Here is a 22,062-nt window from a genome sequence, read left to right as displayed (position 1 = left end):
TCGCGTCAGCCCCCCACCGGGCGGTAGGTCTCCAGCCGACGCAGCGGCGGCTGCGCCGCGGCAGAGGTGACCGCGTCGGCGCCCACTGCGCACGCCGCCGCCAGCGCGTCCTCCGCCGCCCAGCCCGCGTGCAGCGCGAGGGTGATCGCGGCGCAGAACGCGTCGCCGGCGCCCACCGAACTGACCACTCGTACCCGCGGGGAGGCCACGCGGGCCACTTCGCGGTCGTTCGACCGCAGCGCGGCCCCGTCGGCCCCATAGGTGATCGCGACCAGACGGGCGTCGGAGAGCTCGGGCTGCAGTTCGAACTCGGTCTCGTTGACGATGACCAGATCGGCGCGACGAACGAGCGCCTCGGTCAGGGTGCGCGCCGGCGCCGCGTTGATCGCGAGGAATCCGGGCACCGCGTCCCCCAGGGCGCTCACCACATCGAACGGGATCTCCAGCTGCGCAAGCACTGCCTCCTCGGGCGGGAAGGAGACGCCGTCGATGGACGCGGCCTCGTTGGCTCCGGCGCACACCACGATCTGGTTCTCACCGGCTTCGTCGACGGTGATCAGCGCGGTGCCGGTCGCCTTCTCGCCCAGCCACACCCCGGAGGTGTCGACTCCCGCGTCACGGAGGCACTGGAGCATCCATTGGCCGTCGCCGTCGTCGCCGACGGCGCCGATCATCCGCACGCGCCCGCCCAGGCGCGCCGCCGCTGCGGCCTGATTCGCGCCCTTTCCGCCCGGCAGGCGGTGCAGCGTGCCGCCCAGGACGGTCTCACCCGCGCCGGGCAGTCGCGCGACAGTGGCGGTCAGGTCGACGTTGATGCTGCCGACGACCGTCAGTGCACCCAGGATCGGCGAGGTCATGGGCCCATTCCATCACGGGCCGGCAGCGCAGTCGGGGTATAACCGAATGATGAGCGAGCCGATCCCCCTGTATCTGGACTGCGACACCGGCGTGGATGATGCGGTCGCGATCGCCTACCTGCTGGGGTCGCCGAGCATAAATCTGGTGGGGATCGGCACGGTCAGCGGCAACACCTCCGCCGCGCAGGCCGCCCGCAACACGCTGGACCTGCTCGCCCTGGCGGGTCGGGACGACATCCCGGTCGCGGTCGGCGCGCACGATCACCTCACCAGTGCGTTCGGCGGCGGCGCCGCGCACGTCCACGGCGATAACGGCATCGGCGGCGCGGTGCTCCCGCACGCCGACCGCGAGCCCGACGCCCGATCGGCCGTCGAGCTGCTGATCGAGCTGTCGCACCGATACGCCGGACGACTGCACGTGCTCACGATCGGTCCGATGACCAACATCGCACTCGCGCTCGCGGCGGACCCGACGCTGCCCTCACGCGTCGCGGGCGTGACGAGCATGGGCGGGGCCGCGCTGGTACCCGGGAACATCCGGCCGGCCGCGGAGGCCAACATCTTCAACGACCCGGAAGCGGCCGAGGCGCTGCTGTCGGCGGACTGGGACGTCACGCTCGTGCCGCTGGATGTCACCATGGAGCACACGCTCGCCGAGGCCGACCGCGACCGTCTCGCCGCCGCGCCCGCACCGCTGGCGGCCGCGGTCGGCGCGATGCTGGATCACTATCTGGACTTCTACGTGCCGATCTACGGCACCCGCACCAGCGCGCTGCACGATCCGCTCGCGGCGGTCCTGGCCACCGGCGCGATCACGCCCGATCGCGCACCGCGAGTGCCCGTGCGAGTCGACACGACGGACGGGCCCGGGCGTGGTCAGACGATCGCAGACCTTCGGGGCCAGCGCATCGCGACGCGCGATCACGAGGGCGTTCGCACCCGCGTGGTCCTCGAAGTCGCCGCACCCGTCGCCGAGCACCTGATGGGTGTCCTGCTGGGTGAGGTGCCGGGACCGGACGCGGTCGGCTGAGCGCCTCAGCGCCGGAAGAAGTCGCTTGCGGCGCGCGTCCAGAGCAGGATGATGCCGATCAGGGCGAGCAGTCCGTTCACCAGCGCTGCCCAGAGGCTGCCCGAGGCGGTGAACATCGCCACCACGGCGCTGATCAGGTTCAGGACGAACACGATGGTCGCGATGATGCGTGCCACCGGGCTCCCCCGCCACAGGCCGACGCCGACCGCGATCGTGATGATGCCCAGGACGATCGAGATCCAGGCTGCGATCGTCACGGCCCCGTTCGCACCGTCCGGCGCGAACAGCAGCACGATGCCGGTGATCAGCTGCAGGACGCCGGATATCCAGGCGAGGATCGAAACGAGTGTGACTCCACCGGGTCGTGCTCCAGCCATGGCCGCTCCTTCGTAGCTCGGGTTCGCGGTCAGGCTATACCCGCGGATCGATGCGGCGCAGCATCCGATCCGTGATCAGGCGATCGGGGCGACCGGCGCCGGGCGCGATCCCATCGACGATCGGACTGCGCCGATGCTGGCCACGATCACGAGCGTCATACCGGTCAGCTCGAGCCACGTCAGCGCCTGCCCGAGCAGCAGCCAGCCGGCGAGGGATGCCGTGGCGGGCGACAGGCTCATCAGGATCGCGAACACCGCGGCGGGCAGCCGCCGCAGCGCGATGAGCTCCAGCGCGTACGGGACGGTCGATGACAGCACCGCGACGGCTGCGCCGAGGGCCAGCAGCTGCGGGTTCAAGGGTGCCGCGCCCGCCGAGAGGATGCCGAAGGGCAGTGCGATGACCGCGCCCGCCGTCATCGCCAGCGCGAGGCCGTCCAGCTTCGGGAACCCCCGGCCCACGTGCGCGGCGGCCAGGATGTACAGCGCCCAGCTGGCGGCCGCGCCGAGGGCGAACAGGACGCCGAGGAGATCGAGCCGGTCCCACCCGCCGCCGGCCAGTGCGACGACGCCGGCCAGGGCGAGCAGCGCCCACAGCCACGCCGAGGCGCGCTTGCTGGCGACGATGGAGAGCACGAGCGGCCCGAGCACCTCGATCGTGACCGTGACCCCGAGTGGCAGGCGCTCCAGCGCCAGGTAGAACAGGCCGTTCATCGTCGCCAGAACCAGCCCGAAGCCGAGCACCGCCAGCCACCCGGGCCGGGTGTGGCCGCGCAGTCTCGGCCGCGCGATCAGCAGGAGGAGGATCGCCGAGAAGACCAGACGGAGCATCACCATGCCCAGCGCCCCGACCTGCGGGAACAGCAGCACGGCCAGCGACGCCCCGACCTCCTGGCAGGCGAGGCCGACCACCACCAGCAGGATGGCCGGGGTCGCTCCTGGGTGCGAACCCTTCGCGGTCACTGGGCCGGTGCAGCGCAGATCGCGCGTGCGGCGATCTCGTCGTGGTACTGCTGAGCCGTCCACGGCAGACCGGCTTCCGGCGCTGCCGCACCGTCGGCGGCGGGAGCCTTCGAGGCCAGTGCCGCGAGCTCCCACGCGAGGTTCGTGGCCGGTCCGCCACCGGATCCCGAGTTGTTCAGGACGACGGCGACCGTGAGTCCCGTCGTCGGGTCGGAGAACGCGGCCGTGGCGTACCCGGGGACGGAGCCGAACTGGCCGACGAGCGTCCCGGCGATCACGGCGCCGCCCTTCGTCGCGTACCAGGAGGGTGCTGCAGGATCGATCGCGATCGGAGCGTCGAACCGCTTGCTGCCCGAAGGGGCCAGTGCGCCGGTGGCCAGCGCCTGGGCATAGCGACCGAGGTCGTCGATCGTGGAGACCACACCCGAATCCGTGAACCCGCTGCTCGCCGAGAGCGTCGTGATGTCCAGCGGCTCGGTGCAGTTCATCACCCCGGCGGCGTCGGCCGTCGAGTGGTGACCGTTCAGCACGGGGCCGGTAGCGGAGGCCTTGGCCGGGGCACCCGTCGGCAAGGATGTCGCGTTCAGGTCGAGCGGATCGAACACGTACTGCCTGAGGAGGTCTGCGGCGCTCGTGTTCGTGGCTCGCTCCAACGCAAGACCGAGGAGGACGTAGCCGGCGTCCGAGTCCCGGTACGACGCACCGGGCGCTGTGGTGCGCGGCTCGCCGAGTCCGTAGCTGGCCAGCTCCATCGGATTCCAGACGCGTGCGGGGTTGGCGAAGAACAGGGCGGACAGCTGATCCGAGTACGCGCCGATGCCCGACGTCCCGTCGCACAGCTGCTGGAGGGTGACATCGGCGAGGTCGGGAGCACCCGAGACGTAGTCGGTCACCGGGTCGTCGAGCGCGACGACCTTCTCCGCGGCGAGCTGGAACAGCACGTCGCAGATCATCGGCCGGGTGATGCGGCCCGCCCGGAACTCCATGTCGGTGGTGACGGCGTCCTCGGAGCCGAAGGACTCGGTGCCGAAGCCGCTCACGAGAGACCCGCTCCACGGCGCCCAGACGCCGACGATCGCCCCCGAAGAGCCGGTGGCCGTCATCGCCTGTGCGACGGCGTCCTGGAGCTGCTGCGTGATGTCATCCGGGAACGCACCGTCGACCTGTGCCGGCGCATCGATGTCGACGTGCGCGTCGGCGGAGCAGCCGGAAAGTGCGAGCGTGAGGGCGAGCGCACCGGCCAGCGCGCTCGAGAGCGCGGCGACGCCACGTCGTCGTGTGGTTCCCACCCGCATACTCACCCCCCAGTGTCCCAATGAATTCAAACACACCCAGATCACAGACCGATCACAGAACCGCGGCGGCAGCGGCCAGGGTGCCATCCCTAGGCTGATGCGATGACCCACCGATTCGATGACGCCGTCCAGACGGCGGTGCTGGCCCACATGAACGGCCACCACACCGACGACAATCTGCTGATCACGCGGGCGTTCGCTCCCGACGCGGCGATCACTTCGGCGACGATGGTCGGCTTCGACGGCGACGGCGGTCGGTGGTCGGCCCGCCTCGCCTCCGGCGTGGAGCAGATCGTCGATGTGCCGTGGCCCGGCGGGTCCATCACCGAGCGCGCCGCGGTGCGCCGTGAGATCGTCGCACTGTACGACGAGTCGTGCCGGCGCCTGGGCGTGGAGCCGCGTCCGCACGCCTGATCCGAGTCGGTTAGGTAACCCTTAGTTCTGTACACTGAGCGCATGAGCGACCTCATCCCCTTCTCCACTGCGCTGCGCGAGCGGTCGAGCTCGGCGCACTCGCACAGCGAGCACGCGGGCTTCATGGACGACCTGATGAAGGGCGAGGGGACCCGCGAGGACTACATCGCCCTCGTCGCCCAGCACTGGTTCATCTACGAGGCGCTCGAGGGTGCCGCCGGGCGCATGCGGCGCGATCCGGTGGCCTCGGTGTTCATCAGCGACAAACTGACCCGCCTGCCGGCGCTGGAGGCCGACCTCGAGTTCCTCCTCGGCCCGGATTGGCGTGAGCAGATCACGGCGCTGCCGACCACTGCCCGCTACGTCGCGCGCATCCAGCAGGTCGGTGCCACCTGGGCGGGAGGGTTCGTCGCGCACCACTACACGCGCTACCTGGGCGACCTCTCCGGCGGACAGTTCATCGGACGCCTGATGGCCCGCCGCTTCGGGTTCGAGACCAACGGGATCGGCTTCTACCTGTTCGCGGACATCGCCGACCCGAAGGCGTTCAAGGAGTACTACCGCGAGCAGCTGGATGCGGTGCCGTGGGATGCCGCGGAGCGCGAGCGCGTGATCGATGAGGTGCTGCTGGCGTACCGTTTCAACACCGAGGTGTTCCGCGACCTCGAGATCGCGAAGCAGGAGTCGCAGGTCGCCTGAGGATCAGGATGCCGGCAGCGCCGAGGTCATCGATGACCGCCGCACGTCGGCCATGAACCGCATGACGTCCGGGTCGACGCGGATGTCGCTCGGCCGCAGCGGTCGCGACAGGTACAGTCCGTCGAGGCTCGTCAGCCTGCTCAGCGCGACATAGGTCTGTCCCGGTGCGAATGCGCCGGAGCCGAGGTCGACGATCGCCCGTTCGTACGTCTTGCCCTGGCTCTTGTGGATCGTCACCGCCCAGGCCAGCCGCAGTGGGAACTGGGTGAACTCCGCGACGATGTCGCGGGTGAGCGACTTCGAGCCGGCGTCGTAGGCGTATCGGTACCGCTCCCAGACGGCCGGCTCGACGTCGAATTCCACGCCTTCGACCTCGACGCGCACGGTGCCCCCGGCGATCCTGGTGACCGTGCCGATCGTGCCGTTGACCCACCGCGGCGGTTCGCCGTACGAACCCGTGTCGTTGCGCAGGAACATCACCTGCGCGCCGACCTTCAGCTTCAGATCGACGTCGGCGGGGTAGGCGGCATCGCCCCGTCCGAAATCGCCGCTGATCTCCGCCGTCGCCGTCTGCTCGCGCCCGATGAGCTCGGCGAGGTGCCGACGGTTGATGCTGTTGACGATGTCGTTGCGTGTGGCCAGCGTGATGATCGGGTGCTCGCCGTCGGCGGCATCGGGCGGGATCCTCGCTCCGGTGTCGTTGAGGATCTGCGCGATGTCGGCCGTCACCCGTCCGTAGCGGACGGCGTTGAGCATCGACTTGAACGCCGGATCGGCCTGCCGATGGATGTCGACCAGTTCTCGGATGTGCAGATCGGCACCGTACGCGCCGATGTCCATGAGCCCGTCACCGGCGACCTGCCCCACCCAGACCTTCGCATCGAAGAACCAGAACGACCGGTAGTGGTCGCGGATGTAGCGCGCCTCGTCGCCGCGCGGCGGGACGGGCGCGAGCTGGTACGGGTCGCCGAACATCACGATCTGCACGCCGCCGAAGGGCTCCGCCCGCCGGCCGCGCGCCTGTCGCAGGGATCGGTCGATGCCGTCCATGAGGTCGGCGTTGACCATCGAGATCTCGTCGATCACCAGGGTGTCGATGGCGTTGAGGATCTTCCGCGTCGCGTCGGACTGGTCGATCTCGCCCCCCGCGATCAGCCCGATCGGCAGCCGGAACAGCGAATGGATCGTCTGCCCCTCGACGTTGAGTGCGGCGACGCCGGTCGGCGCGCACACCGCGATCTGCTTGGACGTGTTCCACGCCAGATGCTGCAGCAGCGTGGACTTGCCGGTGCCGGCACGGCCGGTCACGAACACGTGCTCACGGGTGTCTTCGATGAGCCGGAACAGCGCCTCCTGCTCGGGCGACAGCGGTGGCGTGTTCACCGGTTCATGCTAACGAGTGGATGCCGCGACCCGGCGATCGCCGCGGGGAGCGGTGGACAGTGCCCCGTGCCGGTGATCGGTGGGGGAATCGCCGGGCCAGATCGTGGTGCCCTCGACCACGCCGCCCACGATCACCCGGAATCGCGGACATGTGGTGATGTCGTGCGCGCGGCAGTTCAGCGCGTGCTCGGTCATCGCCCGCGCGCGCTCGATCTCCGCCGCCCTCAGATCCAGGTCGGCCAGATGCGCCTCCAGCACGGCGTGCCGTGACGGCGCCTGCTCGTCCAGCAGCACGCCGATCTGGTGCAGGCTCATCCCGGCCGCCTTGCTGCGCATGATCACGGCGATGCGCACGAGATCGGAGTCCGAGAATCGACGGCGGTCCGCGGCATCCCGTTCCGGCTGCAGCAGGCCCGCATCCTCCCAGTGCCGAAGGACGTGCGTCCCGAGGCCGAATCTCGCGGCGGCCTCGCCGATGGGAAGGGAGCTTGACTTCATGTCGACATGAAGTCACATCATCGGGGAATGAGCAAATCGTCATCCCCGAGTCCGTACCATGCCGTCGTCGTCGGAGGCGGGCCGGCCGGCCTGCAGGCCGCGCTCACCCTCGGCCGCATGCATCGCCGGACCGCGCTGTTCGACTCGGGCGAGTACCGGAACGCCACGGCGGGGCATGCCCACAACCTCATCACCAACGACGGCCGCCCACCCGCGGAACTGCGGGCGATCGCGCGGGACGAGCTGGGCGCGTACGACGCCGTCGAACTGCATGACGTCGGGGTCTCGTCGATCAGGCCCGTCGAGGAGGGCTTCGCGGTGGTCACCGCCCACTCGGAGACGCTGCACACACGGACGATCGTGCTGGCGACCGGGATGCGCGACGTGCTGCCCGCGATCCCCGGCCTCGCGCAGGAGTGGGGACGCGGAGTCGCGCAGTGCCCGTTCTGCCACGGTCACGAATTCCGCGGGCTGCCGGTCGCCGTCCTCGGCGAGGGGCAGCACGCGGACATGATCCGCGGGATGCTGGCGCCCATCGTCTCAGCGGTGACGGTGCTCGACCCGGCGCGGGTGACCCGCGTGGACCGGCGCGGGGACCTCATGGCACTGAGCCTCGCCGACGGAATCGAGGTGCAGGCATCCGGGATCTTCGTCGCCGCCACCGGCACGCAGCGCTCGCCCCTGGCCGCCCAGCTCGGCTGCCGGATGCTGGAATCCGGATGCGTCGAGATCGACGCCTTCGGCCTGACCAGCGTGCCCGGAGTCTTCGCCGCGGGCGATATGGCCCACGTCGCCGCGCTCCCGAACGCGATGGTCTCGCTCGCGGCGGCGATCGCGTCCGGCCAGATGGCCGGCGCGACCAGCGTGCGGCACTCGCTTTCCTAGACTGAGGGGGTGAGCCACGAGCCGGGGGGTGCGATGGAGACAGCGGATGCCGGCGCGCGCAGCGCCGCGGCACTCCCCCGCCGTCGTGGGCTGGCGCTGGATCTGACTCTGCTCGCGGTCGTCGGCGTCCTGCTCATCGCCGCGATCGCGGCAGGAGCCGCGGCGATCTACCGCGAGTTCTACAGCCCGACGGCCTTCGTGGAGCGCTACCTCTCCCTGCTCGCCGAAGGACGCGCTGCCGATGCCCTCGCCGTGCCTGGTGTCGCCGTCGACTCCGAAGAGCTCGAGGCGGCCGGCCTTCCCACGACCGCCTCCGACGCCCTGCTGCGCCCGGCGGCGCTGGCCACCCTCACGGAGATCGACATCGCCGAGGAGAGCGTCCGCGAGGACGGTGTCGTGCTGATCTCGGTGACCTACCGCGCCGGCGCCTACGACGGCTCGACGACCTTCGAGGTCCAGCCCGGACCGCAGATCGGCGTCGCGCCGACCTGGCGGTTCGCGAGGAGCCCACTGGCGCTGATGGACCTGTCCGTCAGCGGGTCGATGACCTTCGAGGTCAACGGCTTCGAGTTGGACAAACGGCAGGTCTCCCCCGACGGCGTCGACGCGGATCCGGCCGCGCCCGTCTCGCTGCTGGTGTTCTCGCCCGGAATCTATTCCGTGTCGGTCGACACGGCGATCGCCGCGACGCCCGGCGTCGCAGTGCTCTCGGACAGTCCGTTCGCCGTCGTGCCCGTGCAGGTGCAGGCCGAGGCGACCACCGCATTCGTGGAGGTCGTGCGGCAGCGCGTGCAGGAGTTCCTGGACGGGTGCGTGACGCAGGATGTCCTGCAGCCCACCGCATGCCCGTTCGGCTTCGTCGTGCAGGACCGGGTCGTCTCGCCCCCGGCCTGGTCGATGATCCAGCAGCCGACCGTCGACGTCGTCCCCGACGGCGCCGCGTGGAAGATCCCGGAGACTCCCGCCATGGCACACATCGACGTCGACATCCGGTCGCTGTTCGACGGCTCGGTCGACCACGTCAGCCAGGATGTGCCGTTCGTGGTCTCGGGCACGATCACCGTGCTGCCGGACGGGTCGGCCTCGATCGTGGTGGGCGGCTACCCGACCGAGTGACGGATGCCGCGGCATCCGTTCGGCCTCTACGCCCCGGTGCGCGCGTCGCGCTCGGCGAGTTCGGCGAGCTGCGCGTTGTACGCCTGCAGTTCGGCGTCGCCGGTGCGATCGGCATGGCGGTCGTCTCTGCGCTGCACGCGCTCGTCGTCGCGGCTCCACTGGATCGCCACGGTGATCGCGAGGATCAGCGTGGGCAGTTCGCCGACCGACCAGGCCACGCCGCCGCCCACGTACTGATCCTCCAGGGGGGTCGCGCCCCAGGTCCGACCCATCGCGCCGAACCACTCCGAGACCATCAGGCCGGTCTGCATCATGATCGCAATGCCGAAGAACGCGTGCATCGCCATCACGCCGATGAGGATGAGCAGCCGGCCCGCGTACGGCAGCCGGTAGGCGACCGGGTCGATGCCGATCAGCGTCAGCACGAACAGGTAGCCCGTGATCAGGAAGTGCGCCGTCATCCACTCGTGCCCGAGGTGGTCGTACAACGACCAGCGGAAGAGATCGGTGTAGTAGAACGCCCAGAGCGAGCCGATGAACAGGCCGGCCGCCACGAAGGGGTTCGTGAGGATGCGGGCCACGGGCGAGTGCACGGCCCACAGGATCCATTCGCGGCCGCCGCGCGTGCCGTCGTCGCGTTTGCGGACCGCCCGAGCCGCCAGCGTCACCGGCGCACCGGCGACCAGCAGCAACGGGATCGCCATCGACAGCAGCATGTGCCCGACCATGTGCACGCTGAACAGGTACTGCTGGTAGGCGTTGACCGGCCCGCAGGTGACCCAGAACAGGAGCACGAGTCCGGCGACCCACAGCACGGTGCGGTAGATCGGCCAGCGGTCGCCGCGGCGGTGCAGGCGCCAGACGCCCACCAGGTAGAAGAACGCCCCGAAGCCCGCTGCGAACGCCCAGACGAGGTCCAGGCTCCACGCGCTGAACCAGCGGTCCAGACTCAACTCCGGCGGGAGTGCGGCGCCGGTGAGGATCTCGGCGGGTGTGCGGACCTCTGGCAGGTTCGTCGTCGTCGGCGGCGCGGTCCGCGCCAGTGCCGCGGCGGCGCCGCTGGCAAGACCCATGAACGCCAGTTCGAGCGCGATCAGACTCCAGAACCTCCGGTTGGCGGCATCCTGGGACAGCCTGCCGATCAGACGCACGCGGTACCAGGCGCCGAGCACGCCGAGCGCGAGCAGCGCGGCGACCTTCACCAGCAGGATCGCGCCGTAGGGGGTGGCCAGGTTGTCCCAGGCTCCGACGCCGATGACGGCGCGCACCGTGCCCGAGATGGCCACCACGATGAAGGCCGCCAGCGCGATGCTGGAGTACCGCGCCATCACGGCCGCGAGCTTCGGGCGGTCGATGAGCGGACGGATCACGACCAGCAGGACGAGGCCGCCGAGCCAGACGGCGGCGGCGAGGATGTGCAGCACCAGCGCGACGACGGCGGCGTTGTGGTTGGCCTCCTCGCCGGAGTGCCCCTGCGTCCCCATCGGAACCAGGGCGGCGATCGCGAGGATCGCGACGAACAGCGTCGCGGTCCAGGAGCGCACCGCGAACGTCAGGACCGTCAGCGCCGCCCCGGCGACCGTGGTCAGCAGCCAGACACGACCCGACTCGGTCTCGACGAGGAACCTGCCCAGCTGCGCGCCGAACTCCGGGCCGAAGCCGAGCGCGGGGTTGAAGGCGTTGACGAAGGTGAAGAAGCCCGTGGTGGCGGCGGCCACAGTGAAGATCGCCGCCGAGATGGATGACATGTCCAGCGCCGCGTCGAACTCCCGCTCGCCACTTCGAAGGGCGAACAGCGCCGTCACGAGGGCGCCGACCATGCACGCGGCCGAGATGTTCACCGCGAGGGTGGCGACCGGAAGGCCCCACCGCACGAGGGGTCCGGGGTCGCCGATCGCGAACGGTGCCGCGCCCCCGCCGACCAGGAGCCCCCACACCAGCGCCGCGAGCGCGACCACGAGGAGGATCGCCGGGCCGAGGGCCCGCAGGACGCGGGAGTTCACTCCATAAGCCTAGGCGGGCATGCAGAGGGGGGATGCCGCGGTGCGGCATCCCCCTTCTGTGCGACGACGTCTTACTTGACGGCGGCCTTGAGCTTCGAGCCCGCGGTGACCTTGACCCGCTGGCCGGCCGGGATCTTGATCTCGGCGCCGGTCTGGGGGTTGCGGCCCGTGCGTGCGGACGTCTCGACGCGCTCGAACGAGATCCAGCCCGGGATGGAGACCTTGCTGCCCTTAGCGACCGCGTCGGAGACGGTGGAGAAGAGGGAGTCGAGCACACCAGAGACGGCGGCCTGGCTCTGGCCGGTCGCGCTCGCGATGCTCGCGACGAGTTCGGTCTTGGTGATGGACTTGTCAGCCATGTGGTTGTCCTCCAAAGGCGGCGAAAGCGCCACCTTTTCATTGCTCGGACCGGACGGCACTCGCCTCCCGGCTGGTCGGATCGACCGCCCCCGAATATACCGACTTTCCGCGGAATCACGCGGATTTGGACCCCCCTTGACGGAATCCCACCGGCGTGTCGAGGTTTCCATGGGGCGGATGTGACCGATGTGACTCGGATCCGTCGCTGACCGCTGCGCTGCTCCTCGTACCGGTCTCGCCGCGCAGGCGCCGCAACGCCGTCACGATCTCGTCGTGCCATCGTCGCGCGGCAGGGAGCGCGCCGGTGAAGATCGGGGTGTCGTGGGTGACGCCGAGGTAGCGCACCACGCTCGCATCCACGCCGGCGGCGCGCAGTGCGGCCCCGTAGGCCTCCCCGTCACCGCGCAGCGGGTCGTACTCGGCGGTGAGGATCACCGCGGGCGGCAGGCCGGCGTGGGATGCCGCGCGCAGGGGTGAGGCATCCGCCTCTTTCGCATCCGCGGCTCGGGGCAGATACGTGCGCGCGACCGAGCGCAGCTCGCGACGGGCGATCACGCTGGGGATGCCCATCGCCCGCGTGGCGCGCAGGTCGAGGTGGGCGCCGGTGAGGTCGACGACGGGGACCTCGAGCACCTGGACGCGCAGAGGGTGAGCCGCGCCGTCGCGGTTGCGCAGCGTCAGGGCGGCCGCGATGCTGCCGCCGGCCGAGGTCCCGATCACGCCCACCCGGTTGAGGTCGAGCCCGAGCGAGGGCCCCGCATCGAACAGCCAGTCCAGCGCCGCCTCCGCCTGCCGCAACGGCACCGGATACCGATGCTCGGGCGCGAGGGCATAGTCGACGGCGACCAGTGCGACGCCGGCGTCCGCGGCGCGTCGCCGGAAGCCGGCATCCGTCGTCGGATAGTCGATGCCGCCGATCCGGAAGCCGCCGCCGAAGAAGGCCAGCGCTGCCGGCACGACTCCCGTCGTCGCCTCGTCGGGGTAGTAGATCCGCACCCGGAACGGTGGGATGCCCGGCCGTGCGATGCGATGCTCGTCGGTGCGCAGGTCCGGACCGGGGGTGCCGACGGTGCGCAGTTCGGTGCGGTCCCAGGCGAGCGCCGCACGCCGGTGCTTGGCTCGAGCGCGGGCGCGAGGGCTCAGAGCCGCCTCGTCCGCTCGCGGAGCGGCAGTCCCGGCTGCGGAGCCGGTGTCGGAGGCTCGTCCGAACGGCCACAGCGCAGCCATGCGCGATCGCACGCTCGCGATGCCGCGGTCGATCAGATAGCGGCGATGCACGCGCAGTCGCTCGGCGAAGAACGGATCCAGGGGCACGGCTCCATTCGACCATGCCCGCACACGAGAAGACCCGGAGATCGTGAGATCTCCGGGTCTTCGGGAGCGCCTGTGCCTGCTGGGGTTACCAGCTGGACTTGGTCACGCCGGGCAGCTCGCCACGGTGCGCCATGTCACGGAAGCGGACACGCGAGATGCCGAACTTCGTGAGGACGCCGCGGGGGCGGCCGTCGATGACGTCGCGGCTGCGCACGCGCACCGGCGAAGCGTTCTTGGGAAGCTTCTGCAGGCCGAGGCGAGCGGCTTCGCGCTGCTCGTCGGTGGACTCCGGCGACACGAGCGCCTTCTTCAGTTCGGTGCGCTTGGCGGCGTAGCGATCGACGATCACCTGACGCTGCTGGTTGCGCGCGATCTTGCTCTTCTTTGCCATGGATCAGCGCTCCTCTCGGAATTCGACGTGCTTGCGGATGACCGGGTCGTACTTCTTGAGCACGATGCGGTCGGGGTTGTTGCGGCGGTTCTTGCGCGTGACGTAGGTGTACCCCGTGCCGGCGGTCGAACGAAGCTTGATGATCGGACGGATGTCCTGAGCCTTCTTGGCCATTAGAGCTTCACACCCCTTGCCTGCATGTCACGGACGACGGCCTCGATGCCTCGGGCGTCGATGACCTTGATGCCCTTGGCCGACACGTTGAGCTTGATGTTGCGGCCCAGCGACGGCACGTAATAGGTCTTCTTCTGCACGTTCGGGTCGAAGCGTCGCTTCGTCCGTCGGTGCGAGTGTGAGATTGCGTGACCGAAGCCGGGAACAGCTCCAGTCACCTGGCACACAGCAGCCATGGTGATTACTCCTTCGATACCGTGGAACCGGACGGTTCCACCCAAGATCCCTTGTCTGCACCCCGCGCCTTGCGACGGCAGGATGCGAACTGCGTGCAGGAGTGCGCGCAGACAAAGAGTCAGTTTAGCATGCGGCGGAGGCGGATCCCCGCCGCCGTCGGGGCGGCGCCGATTCCTCCCCGAGGACTCACCGCAGCGGATGCGCGGAGCGTACGATCCCCTGCGGATCCCACGCCGCAGCGACCCGGCGGACTTGCTCGGCCGCGTCCCCGTAGAGGGCGTCGGCACCGATCGGTCGCTCTGAGAAGGTCTTGACCGCCCGGGTCGAGGCGAATGCCGCGAGCCTGCCGATCACCTCGGCGGTGGCGGCTCGCACGGGCTCGAGCGCCTCGGGGACGGGAACGATCCCGACGACGTAGACGAGCCCCGCCCCGTCGATCGTCGAGACGGCACCTCCCGTCGCACGTCCCGGAGTGAGCATTCCCCCGAGCTGGCGGAGCTCGATCGAGACGAGCGGGGTCGAGGCGGGCGCGAGCGCTGCCGCGACGAACGCATCGGCCGATGCGGGCGAGATCTCCGTCAGCACGACGGCATCTCCGTACGCAGGTGCGGGCTGCGGCGGATCGCCGTGCACGCCGGCGAGCTCCGCCGGTGACATGGTCCGGACCGAGTCGATATCGGGCTCGAGCGCACGGAGCGGCGCAAGCAGATCCTCGACGTCATCGCCGGATTCCTGGACGGCCACCTCGATCGCGACGAACGCCCTGCCGCGCAGCGACTCGGGCAACTCGGGAAGTGGGGGATAACGCAGCACACGCGCGAGCGAGGTGACCGAGTCGGGAACGTCGGCAATCCACTCCCGCCACGCGTGCACGACGTCGGCGGTGCGGTCGATCGCCCACAGCATCCCGCCCGCCCACAGTTCCGCGATCGGGTGCAGCTGCAGCTCGATCGCGGTCACGATGACGGGCGCGACGCCACCGCGCGCCGCCCAGAGGAGGTCGGCATGCTGATCCGCGTCCGCACGGATGACGCGTGACTGCGCATCGACCCCCTCGATCGCGACGATCGAGTCCGCGGCCAGTCCGTGCGATCGGGCGAGCCAGCCCAGGCCCCCGCCGAGGGCGAGCCCGACGACGCCGACCGTGGACGACATCCCTGCGACGGCCGCCAGGCCGTGTTCCGCAGCCGCCGCCGCGACGTCGCCCCAGACGGCTCCGGCTCCCGCACGCGCACGTCCTGTGAACCTGTCCACGTCGACCCCGCCGAGCGCTGACGTGCGCAGCAGGATGGTCTCGGCGAGCGAAGGAAGAGCACCCGCGCCGTGCCCGGTCGACTGCGGGGCGACGCGCAATCCGAACCGGCGCGCGAAGGTCACCGTCTCGACGACGTCCTGCACTCCCGCCGCGACGACGACCGCAGAGGGATGCTGGTCGGCCAGCAGCTGCCAGGCGCGACGCTGTTCGTCCCAGTCGTCGTCAGATGGCAGCGCGATCCTCCCCTCCAGGCGATCGCGAAGTCTTTCGAACTGCTCGCCGGGCAGGATGCCAGGCTCGAGGGAGGAATCGGTGTTCATGTGTTTCCGTTCTTTCTGTCGAGTCGATGAAGCCGTGTCACGATGCCCGCGCGCCGACGAGCTGGTCGAGGACGGGAAGTATTCCCGCCGGTCCGGGGGCTGCGGTGATCGCTGCGCCGATCCGCCGCGCGTGCTCCCGGTAGCGGGGCTCTTGCAGGACGCTGTCGATGGCTTCGGCGAGCTGGACGACGTTGAGCCCGCCGCGCCGCGGCCGCAGTCGGACTCCGGCGCCGCTCCACTCGACGCGCGCCGCGACCTCCGTTTTGTCCTCCGTGTTGCCGGTCGCGATGATCGGGACCCCGTGGGCGAGGGCGAAGTGGACGCCGCCATAGCCCCCGTTCGTGACGAGGAGGTCCAACCGCGGGAAGAGGCGGTCGTACGGCAGGTACGCCGCGACGCGCGCGTTCGAGGGGAGGAGTCGTCGCGGAATCTCACGGCCGCCCGTCGAGGCCACGACGAGCACGTCGTGATCCGCGAGCGCCCGCAGCGTCGGCATCACCAGATCGTCGAGATCGGCGTTGGCGACGGTGCCCTGGGTGACGTGCACGACGGGTCGATCGCCGTCGAGGTCGCTCCACCAGTCAGGTACATCGTCGGGCGACGTCGCTGCGAGCGAGACGGGACCGACGAAGTGAACGGGGGTCGTCACGTCGCTGCGCGGATACTCGAACTCGCGCACACTGAACTGCACGATGGCCTCTGCCAGGGAGGGGTAGTTCATGACGGGAGCGCGCAGCTCGCTGCCGACCTCGTCGCGCGCCATGCGCTCGGCGTCGCGCTGCAGCTCCCTGAAGATGACGGCGTCGCTCGTCCAGGCCAGCAGTGCGTTCCGCACGCGACCGAACGCGCCGGGCATCGGGGGGATCCCGAGACCGAACGGCGCCGCATCGCGGCTGCGCAGGCCGAGCGGGACGATTCCGAGATTCACGACCGGCGGCCGCGAAGCCGCCGGACGGCACAGCAACAGCATCGCGCCGAAGAACATGCTCTCCGCGAGCACGACGTCTGCGGGCTGAGTCCGCAACTGCTCGTCGACGGCGCGAAGCTGGGCCGCCGCGGGTTCGAGGAAGATGTTGCGCAGGTCCCACCGGGCTCCGGCGACGCCGGTCAGGCCGCGCCGCCCGGGGAACGCGGCGTCCATATCCCGGTCGTCGTAGTCCGCAGCGGCCGGGAGCGGGACCCAGCGGGCGCCGCTCTCCTCCACGACATGCCGGTACCGCCTGCCGGTGAGGAACCGGACGTCGTGGCCCGCTTCGACGAGGCTGCGCGCGACAGCGATCGACGGCGCGATGTGTCCGTGGACAGGGGTGCAGCAGATGAGGATCGAGAGCATCGGCGTCTCCAAACTGGTAAGCTATTGAAACTACTCAGGAAGTATTCACTACCCAACTAGGAAAGTCAATGTCTCCTTACGTTTCTCCGTTGCGCGAAGCGCAGGCCGCGCAGACTCGACAGCGCATCCTCGATGCAGCCGTGAAGGTCTTCGGCGACTCCGGCTATTCGGGGACCTCGCTCTCCCTGATCGCCGCAGCGGCAGGAGTGTCCCTCGAGACGGTCAAGAGTCACGGCCCCAAAGCGGCCCTCCTGCTCGCCAGCTTCGACCACGCCTTCTCCGGCGCCGAGGGCGACGGGCCCCTCCACGCGCGGGAGCTGGGAGCGCAGGCCGCGATGCTGGCGCCGTCTGAGCTCGTCCCATTCCTCGTCGACTTCGTCAGTGCCGCCAATGCGCGCGTCGCAAGACTCTGGCCGCGACTCGTGGACGCCGCTTCAGGTGACCCCGAGGTGAGATCGCGTCTCGCCGTCCTCCAGGCGAGCCGCCGCGACGACATGCGCGCCGCGATCGCGATGCTCCGCGAGCGAGGCGTGTGCCGCAGCGAGCGTGCGGACGACGAGCTCGCCGCCGCGCTCTCGTTCCTCATCTCGCCCGAAAGCCATACTCAGCTCGTGGAGGAGGCCGCATGGACACCGCGTGCGTACCGCGCCTGGATCCTCCATGCCGTCGAACGTCTGATCCTCGAGCGCTGAATCGCCTCGCGCCCGCCACCGCTCAGCCGCCGGCCACCTCAGCCGCCCCTCGCCCCCAGCGGAACGGCGACACGGTCGGGTCGCCGGGGATCCAGAACCGCCACGGGAAGACGGCCGTCCCCGCGATGCCCGCGACGCCGACCCGCGGTCCGGCTGCGATCTCGACGATCGGGTCGACGCGCAGCGATAGACGGGCAACCGCCCCCGCCCAGACTGAGCCGTCGATCGCGTCGATGCCGTCGTGGATCGGATGCCGCAGGCCGACGGCATCGCCGAGCCGGCCCGGACCCCTGGCGAGATCGAGCGGCGAGCGTACGACACCGCGCAGCGTGCGACGCCGGGTCGCAGCATCCGCGCCCTCGATGATCTCGCCCGCGCGCAGCAGGATTCCGCCGGCGGCGCCGACCGGGCCGCTCACGACGTTGACGCACGAGTGGATGCCGTGGCTCAGGTACACGTAGAGGTGGCCGGGCTCGCCCCACATGGTCGCGTTGCGCGCGGTTCGTCCCATCCGGGCGTGCGAACCGGGGTCGGGAACGGGTCCGGTCCCCGCACCGTGATACGCCTCGACCTCGGTGAGGCGCACCGTGACGATCTCACCGTCCACGACTGTGCGCAGGTGGGCGCCCAGCAGGCGCGGGGCGACCTCGACGGGCAGACCCGCCAGGTCGGCGCGGGTCGCCGAGCGCATCGCGCGCGCGTGGCTCACGTCGCCGCTCATCGGGGCGGCACCCGGCACCACGAGATGTCGAAGCCGTTGAGCTTCACGACCTCGGCGCCGTCCGCGATCTCGACGATGTGCGTCTCGACCTTGCCCGGGATCGGCATCCGGTACGTGTCGTAGGGGTTCTGGACCGCGTCCGGAGCGATCAGCACCGCCGCGTAGCGGCCGCTCGGCGAGACGCAGGTCTGCAGGACGGCATCGGCCGCCGGGACCTCCATCAGCACGCGGGTCGCCCCGTCGTGCGCGACCGAGGAGATCGTGGCGCCGGCGGGGAGACCGTTCGCGCCCAGCGGCGCAGACGTGCGGACCGTGCCTCCACCCGGTACCGGCAGCACGGGGCCGGCGAGTCCGAGATTCCGATCGGGCTGGACGAGCGGCGTCTCGGACGCGTCGGCCAGGTCGATCACATCGAGGCCGTCGGGTCTGGTGACGATCGCCTGTGGCGCGGCATCCGCCCCGTCCACGGCTGCGGAGCCTCGCGCCGTCCCGTCGATGGAGATCGCCGACCCGAGTGCGGTGGCGCTCTCACCGGACGAGCCGGTCAGCAGGAGCGACCCGTCGAACGTGAGCAGCAGGATGCTTTCGGTGTCGGGCACGAACCGCCACTCGGCCACCCGCGGCTCGGCGCCGGGGACGACGACCTGCGTGGGCGCGGCGTCGGCCTCGGTCTCTTTGAGCGATGCGGTGAACAGCGCGCTCTCGGTGCCGCCGGCCGCAGAAAGATCGGCGTCGGAGAACGTGTAGCCGATGAGTTCGCCGCGATCAGCACTCTGCAATGCGCTGACGTAGCCGTCTCCGGGCAGGGCCAGCTGCCGCTCCGAGCCGCCGTCGAGATCGGTGACGACGAGCTGCGTCGCATCGCCGTCGCGCACCGACATCACCAGGTGGCTCGAGGTCGCGCGGTAGTCCTCGATGTGATCGGCGCTGAAGACGGGCACGGCCTCCTCACCGGTCAGGTCGGTGCGGAAGACGGTGTCGCCGCTCGAGGTGCGCTGCAGGAGGAAGACCTCGATGGGCGGCGTGCGGAAGGTGTAGGCCAGGTTCGCGGTCGGCCCGCCGCCCAGGCTCTGCACGTCGGAGAACTCGACGGTGTATTCCGTATCGTCGTGCAGCGGCAGCCCGAAGCGGAGACCGACGCTGCGCCCCGACGTGTCGACGTTGAAGGGCGTCGCCGGGGAGACGCTGATCTGAGCGGCATCCACCTCCTCGAGCGAGGCGGACGTCGTCAGGATGAGCCGGGATCCGGATGCTGCGACCGCGGCGGCCGGGTCGACGTCGACGGACGAGATCCGCGGTCCTGAGGCGACGCCGGCCGCCGCTCCGGCGAGTCCGAGTGCCGCGAGGGCGGCGACCACGACGGTGAAGGTGACGAGGAAGGCGCGGCTGCGGCGCCGGCGCGTACGACCCGCCCGGGTGGCCGACCCGCCAGGCTCAGTGCTCATACGGGTCGCTCGGCTCGTCGATCGCCTCGACCGACTCGGCGGTGACGCGCAGGCGTCCGTCGGCGGTCGAGGTCACGGTGACCGTGACCGTGACCCACTGACCGGTGTCGGGCGCACCGGTTGATGCCGCGATCGGAATACTCGCCGGCTGCGCGTCGATCACGCAGTGCGTGATCACGAGGCGCGTCAGGTCGAACCCGTCGGCCGCGCCACCGGGCGTCACGAATCCGGTGAGGGTGATGGCGTCACCGTCGAACGCGTCCGGGTTCGTGGCCGTCGCGAACACCGTCGACCAGTCGCCGACCCCGAAGGACGCGGTGTCTCCGGTGGCGGCCAGGGTCACGGCATCCGATCCCGCGAACAGGGGCGGCGCCCCGATGTCGCGCGACATCGCGAGCTCGGCGGACAGCGACGCGGGCGGGAGGACGAGCGTGAGCAGCACCACGCCGGATGCCGCGATGCCGCCGACCACCGTCGCGGTGAGCGCGACCGGGTGTCCGATCGTCGGAGGATGCGACGGATGTCGGAGGATCTCAGCCGGATGCTCGGACGTTCGTGCCATCCTCCGACGCAGGGACGCGTCGAGTGCCAGGGATGCCTCGGGTGCCGCGGATGCGATGGAGGCCGCGGGTGCGGCGGGGGGATGCGCCTCGCCGTGATCGTGTCCGTGATCGGCCTCGGCGCCGAGGGGCAGCGCGAAGCTCAGCGCGGTGCCGGCGAGCACCACGAAGGACATGCAAACGGCGAACCAGGTCGAATCGGGGTTGATGTACAGGCCGAGCCGGCCGGTGAAGGACAGGCTCAGCGTGACGACGGCGAGGATCGCGGCCAGGCCGACACCCAGCCATCGGGTTCCGATGAACGATGCCCTACGCAAGGAGGTTCACCCCCGCCCCGATCGCGAACGCCGACAGCACGACGATCACGACGAGCCCGACCAGGGTCCGCGTCGTGAAGGTGGTCCGCAGCAGGGCGAGCATCTTGACGTCGACGAGGGGACCCACCAGCAGGAACGCGACGATGGATCCCGGTGTGAAGGTCGAGGCGAACGACAGCGCGAAGAACGAGTCGACGTTCGAGCAGATCGAGACCACCATCGCCAGCGCGATCATCGCCACGATCGACAGCGCCGGGTTGGACCCGATCGCCAGCAGCGCCTCGCGCGGCACCAGCACCTGCACCGCCCCGGCCAGGGCCGACCCGATGATCAGGGCGGGCATCACCGCCCGCAGCTCGATCACGAACTGCGCGATGCTGCGCCGGCCCTTTCCGCCTGGCTCGTCGGTGACGAGCGCGCACGTCTGGCGGAAGCGATCGGTGAGCAGGCCGTCGGGGTCCGGATGCCGGCTGTACAGCCATCCGATCAGGTTGGCGATCGCGTAGCCGCCGAGCAGCCGGGCGACCAGGATCCCGTCGCTGAAGCCGAACGCCTGATGCGTCGTGATGATGACGATCGGGTTGACGATCGGCGCGGCGATCAGGAACGTGAGTGTCTCGGGAACCGTGAAGCCGCGCATCAACAGCCCCCGCGCGAACGGCACGTTGCCGCACTCGCACACCGGCACGATCATCCCGAGGAGGGAGAGCACGGCACGCCTGGCCCATGCCTGTCGCGGCATCCAGCGCTCGATCACGCCCGGCGGAATCCACACCTGCACGACGATCGACAGGATCACGCCGAGCGCGACGAACGGCAGCGATTCGATCAGAACGCTGACCGCGAGCGTCAGCCCGTCCTGCGCGCGGGTGGGCAGCGCCGCGGGGAAGAGGGTCGGGGCCAGCGCATCGATCAGGAAGAGCGCGGCGATGACGGCCAGGCCGATGCCCACCGCGACGAGGGCCCGCGCGACAGTACCGGGACGCGTACCCGACCGTGCCGCGGCGGCCTCAACCGTCGGCACGCTCGCTCGCTCGGGCCTGCGTGCACGCGGCGCACAGCCCGAAGATGTCGACGACGTGCTCGGCGTGGGTGAAGCCGTGCTGAGACGCGGTGCGCTGCGCCCACTGCTCGACGTCGGTGGCGGCGATCTCGACGGTGAGCCCGCAGTTTCGGCAGATCAGGTGGTGGTGGTGTCCACTCGTGGAGCAGGCGCGGTACAGCGCCTCGCCTTCGGGGCTCTGCAGCGAGTCGGCATCGCCCTGGGCGGCCAGACCCGCAAGCGCGCGGTACACGGTCGCGAGCCCGATGCCGGTGTTCTCCTCGCGGAGCGTGGCGTGCAGGTTCTGCGCGCTGACGAACCCGCGGGATTCGGCGAGCGCCTCGCGCACCCGATCGCGCTGCCACGTGTTGCGCTGGACCATGA

Annotated in this window: 25 protein-coding genes; 6 read left to right on the top strand and 19 right to left on the bottom strand. The window is 70.3% G+C overall.

The features are described 5' to 3' along the window. Positions 1-5: 5 nt before the first annotated feature. Positions 6-857: a PfkB family carbohydrate kinase gene (locus BLT19_RS02775; RefSeq protein ID WP_091485919.1), complete on the bottom strand. Its 852-nt coding sequence runs from the start codon at positions 855-857 to the stop codon at positions 6-8. Positions 858-906: 49 nt separating this feature from the next. Between BLT19_RS02775 and BLT19_RS02770 the strand changes: the two genes are divergently transcribed. Then, positions 907-1,887, top strand: a complete 981-nt coding sequence (locus tag BLT19_RS02770) for a nucleoside hydrolase (protein WP_091485915.1) — start codon at positions 907-909, stop codon at positions 1,885-1,887. Between the two features lie 5 nt (positions 1,888-1,892). Here BLT19_RS02770 and BLT19_RS02765 read toward each other — a convergent pair whose 3' ends face one another. The 3 genes from BLT19_RS02765 to BLT19_RS02755 form a co-directional block, all read right to left on the bottom strand. After that, complete coding sequence (locus tag BLT19_RS02765) at positions 1,893-2,264, bottom strand: hypothetical protein (RefSeq protein ID WP_091485911.1); 372 nt, start codon at positions 2,262-2,264, stop codon at positions 1,893-1,895. Positions 2,265-2,339: 75 nt separating this feature from the next. Beyond that, a complete protein-coding gene (locus BLT19_RS02760; RefSeq protein WP_091485907.1) occupies positions 2,340-3,224 on the bottom strand; it encodes an EamA family transporter in 885 nt (294 codons plus the stop codon). After that, complete coding sequence (locus BLT19_RS02755; protein WP_091485903.1) at positions 3,221-4,519, bottom strand: serine hydrolase domain-containing protein; 1,299 nt, start codon at positions 4,517-4,519, stop codon at positions 3,221-3,223. The genes BLT19_RS02760 and BLT19_RS02755 overlap by 4 nt, the downstream gene beginning before the upstream one ends. 102 nt (positions 4,520-4,621) lie before the next feature. Between BLT19_RS02755 and BLT19_RS17925 the strand changes: the two genes are divergently transcribed. Both BLT19_RS17925 and BLT19_RS17920 read left to right on the top strand, forming a co-directional pair. Beyond that, positions 4,622-4,933 (top strand): DUF2470 domain-containing protein, encoded by a 312-nt coding sequence (locus tag BLT19_RS17925; RefSeq protein WP_091485898.1) that lies wholly within the window; start codon positions 4,622-4,624, stop codon positions 4,931-4,933. Positions 4,934-4,975: 42 nt separating this feature from the next. Continuing rightward, entirely contained in the window at positions 4,976-5,632 is a 657-nt protein-coding gene (locus BLT19_RS17920) for a biliverdin-producing heme oxygenase (protein ID WP_091485894.1), read from the top strand. 3 nt (positions 5,633-5,635) lie between these two features. On the opposite strand, the gene BLT19_RS02740 is transcribed toward BLT19_RS17920, so the two are convergent. Next, positions 5,636-7,015: an ATP-dependent DNA helicase gene (locus tag BLT19_RS02740; RefSeq protein WP_091485890.1), complete on the bottom strand. Its 1,380-nt coding sequence runs from the start codon at positions 7,013-7,015 to the stop codon at positions 5,636-5,638. Between the two features lie 9 nt (positions 7,016-7,024). Then, entirely contained in the window at positions 7,025-7,513 is a 489-nt protein-coding gene (locus tag BLT19_RS02735; protein WP_091485885.1) for a helix-turn-helix domain-containing protein, read from the bottom strand. A gap of 27 nt (positions 7,514-7,540) precedes the next feature. Here BLT19_RS02735 and BLT19_RS02730 point away from each other — a divergent pair, with 27 nt between their 5' ends. Both BLT19_RS02730 and BLT19_RS02725 read left to right on the top strand, forming a co-directional pair. Beyond that, entirely contained in the window at positions 7,541-8,398 is an 858-nt protein-coding gene (locus BLT19_RS02730) for an NAD(P)/FAD-dependent oxidoreductase (protein ID WP_091485882.1), read from the top strand. Positions 8,399-8,431: 33 nt separating this feature from the next. Beyond that, positions 8,432-9,514 carry a hypothetical protein gene (locus BLT19_RS02725; protein WP_091485877.1) on the top strand — a complete coding sequence of 361 codons (1,083 nt, stop codon included), beginning with the start codon at positions 8,432-8,434 and terminating at the stop codon, positions 9,512-9,514. Between the two features lie 26 nt (positions 9,515-9,540). Here BLT19_RS02725 and BLT19_RS02720 read toward each other — a convergent pair whose 3' ends face one another. The 8 genes from BLT19_RS02720 to BLT19_RS02685 all read right to left on the bottom strand — a co-directional run bounded on the left by BLT19_RS02720 (position 9,541) and on the right by BLT19_RS02685 (position 16,901). After that, the gene (locus BLT19_RS02720; RefSeq protein WP_091485873.1) at positions 9,541-11,517 is read right to left on the bottom strand and encodes a cytochrome c oxidase assembly protein; all 1,977 of its coding nucleotides are present in this window, start codon (positions 11,515-11,517) and stop codon (positions 9,541-9,543) included. A 71-nt stretch (positions 11,518-11,588) separates the two neighbouring features. Next, positions 11,589-11,876 (bottom strand): HU family DNA-binding protein, encoded by a 288-nt coding sequence (locus BLT19_RS02715; protein WP_091485869.1) that lies wholly within the window; start codon positions 11,874-11,876, stop codon positions 11,589-11,591. 115 nt (positions 11,877-11,991) lie between these two features. Continuing rightward, entirely contained in the window at positions 11,992-13,191 is a 1,200-nt protein-coding gene (locus BLT19_RS02710; RefSeq protein ID WP_091485864.1) for an alpha/beta hydrolase, read from the bottom strand. Positions 13,192-13,276: 85 nt separating this feature from the next. Beyond that, positions 13,277-13,582 (bottom strand): 30S ribosomal protein S14, encoded by a 306-nt coding sequence (gene rpsN, locus BLT19_RS02705; protein WP_091485861.1) that lies wholly within the window; start codon positions 13,580-13,582, stop codon positions 13,277-13,279. A gap of 3 nt (positions 13,583-13,585) precedes the next feature. After that, positions 13,586-13,756 (bottom strand): 50S ribosomal protein L33, encoded by a 171-nt coding sequence (gene rpmG, locus BLT19_RS02700; RefSeq protein WP_091485856.1) that lies wholly within the window; start codon positions 13,754-13,756, stop codon positions 13,586-13,588. Next, positions 13,756-13,992, bottom strand: a complete 237-nt coding sequence (gene rpmB, locus BLT19_RS02695) for a 50S ribosomal protein L28 (RefSeq protein WP_091485853.1) — start codon at positions 13,990-13,992, stop codon at positions 13,756-13,758. Before rpmB ends, rpmG begins: the two co-directional genes overlap by 1 nt. 187 nt (positions 13,993-14,179) lie before the next feature. Further along, on the bottom strand, positions 14,180-15,568 hold the full coding sequence (locus BLT19_RS02690) for an FAD-binding oxidoreductase (RefSeq protein WP_091485849.1): 1,389 nt from the start codon (positions 15,566-15,568) through the stop codon (positions 14,180-14,182). A gap of 37 nt (positions 15,569-15,605) precedes the next feature. Then, the gene (locus BLT19_RS02685; protein ID WP_091485844.1) at positions 15,606-16,901 is read right to left on the bottom strand and encodes a glycosyltransferase; all 1,296 of its coding nucleotides are present in this window, start codon (positions 16,899-16,901) and stop codon (positions 15,606-15,608) included. Positions 16,902-16,969: 68 nt separating this feature from the next. Here BLT19_RS02685 and BLT19_RS02680 point away from each other — a divergent pair, with 68 nt between their 5' ends. Continuing rightward, on the top strand, positions 16,970-17,593 hold the full coding sequence (locus tag BLT19_RS02680; RefSeq protein WP_091485839.1) for a TetR/AcrR family transcriptional regulator: 624 nt from the start codon (positions 16,970-16,972) through the stop codon (positions 17,591-17,593). Between the two features lie 22 nt (positions 17,594-17,615). Here BLT19_RS02680 and BLT19_RS02675 read toward each other — a convergent pair whose 3' ends face one another. The 5 genes from BLT19_RS02675 to BLT19_RS02655 are packed head-to-tail and all read right to left on the bottom strand — an operon-like array spanning position 17,616 to position 22,060. After that, complete coding sequence (locus BLT19_RS02675) at positions 17,616-18,314, bottom strand: DNA-3-methyladenine glycosylase (RefSeq protein WP_172825582.1); 699 nt, start codon at positions 18,312-18,314, stop codon at positions 17,616-17,618. Next, positions 18,311-19,759, bottom strand: a complete 1,449-nt coding sequence (locus BLT19_RS02670) for a TolB-like translocation protein (RefSeq protein WP_091485834.1) — start codon at positions 19,757-19,759, stop codon at positions 18,311-18,313. The genes BLT19_RS02675 and BLT19_RS02670 overlap by 4 nt, the downstream gene beginning before the upstream one ends. Further along, on the bottom strand, positions 19,749-20,636 hold the full coding sequence (locus BLT19_RS02665; RefSeq protein ID WP_172825581.1) for a TIGR03943 family putative permease subunit: 888 nt from the start codon (positions 20,634-20,636) through the stop codon (positions 19,749-19,751). The genes BLT19_RS02670 and BLT19_RS02665 overlap by 11 nt, the downstream gene beginning before the upstream one ends. Then, positions 20,629-21,660: a permease gene (locus BLT19_RS02660; RefSeq protein WP_091485830.1), complete on the bottom strand. Its 1,032-nt coding sequence runs from the start codon at positions 21,658-21,660 to the stop codon at positions 20,629-20,631. The genes BLT19_RS02665 and BLT19_RS02660 overlap by 8 nt, the downstream gene beginning before the upstream one ends. Then, the gene (locus BLT19_RS02655) at positions 21,647-22,060 is read right to left on the bottom strand and encodes a Fur family transcriptional regulator (RefSeq protein WP_091485826.1); all 414 of its coding nucleotides are present in this window, start codon (positions 22,058-22,060) and stop codon (positions 21,647-21,649) included. Before BLT19_RS02655 ends, BLT19_RS02660 begins: the two co-directional genes overlap by 14 nt. Between the last annotated feature and the right edge of the window lie 2 nt (positions 22,061-22,062).

Origin of the sequence: Microbacterium pygmaeum (genome assembly GCF_900100885.1) — a bacterium.
GTDB classification, from domain to species: Bacteria; Actinomycetota; Actinomycetes; order Actinomycetales; family Microbacteriaceae; genus Microbacterium; species Microbacterium pygmaeum.
This window is presented reverse-complemented; position numbering and strand designations above follow the sequence as displayed.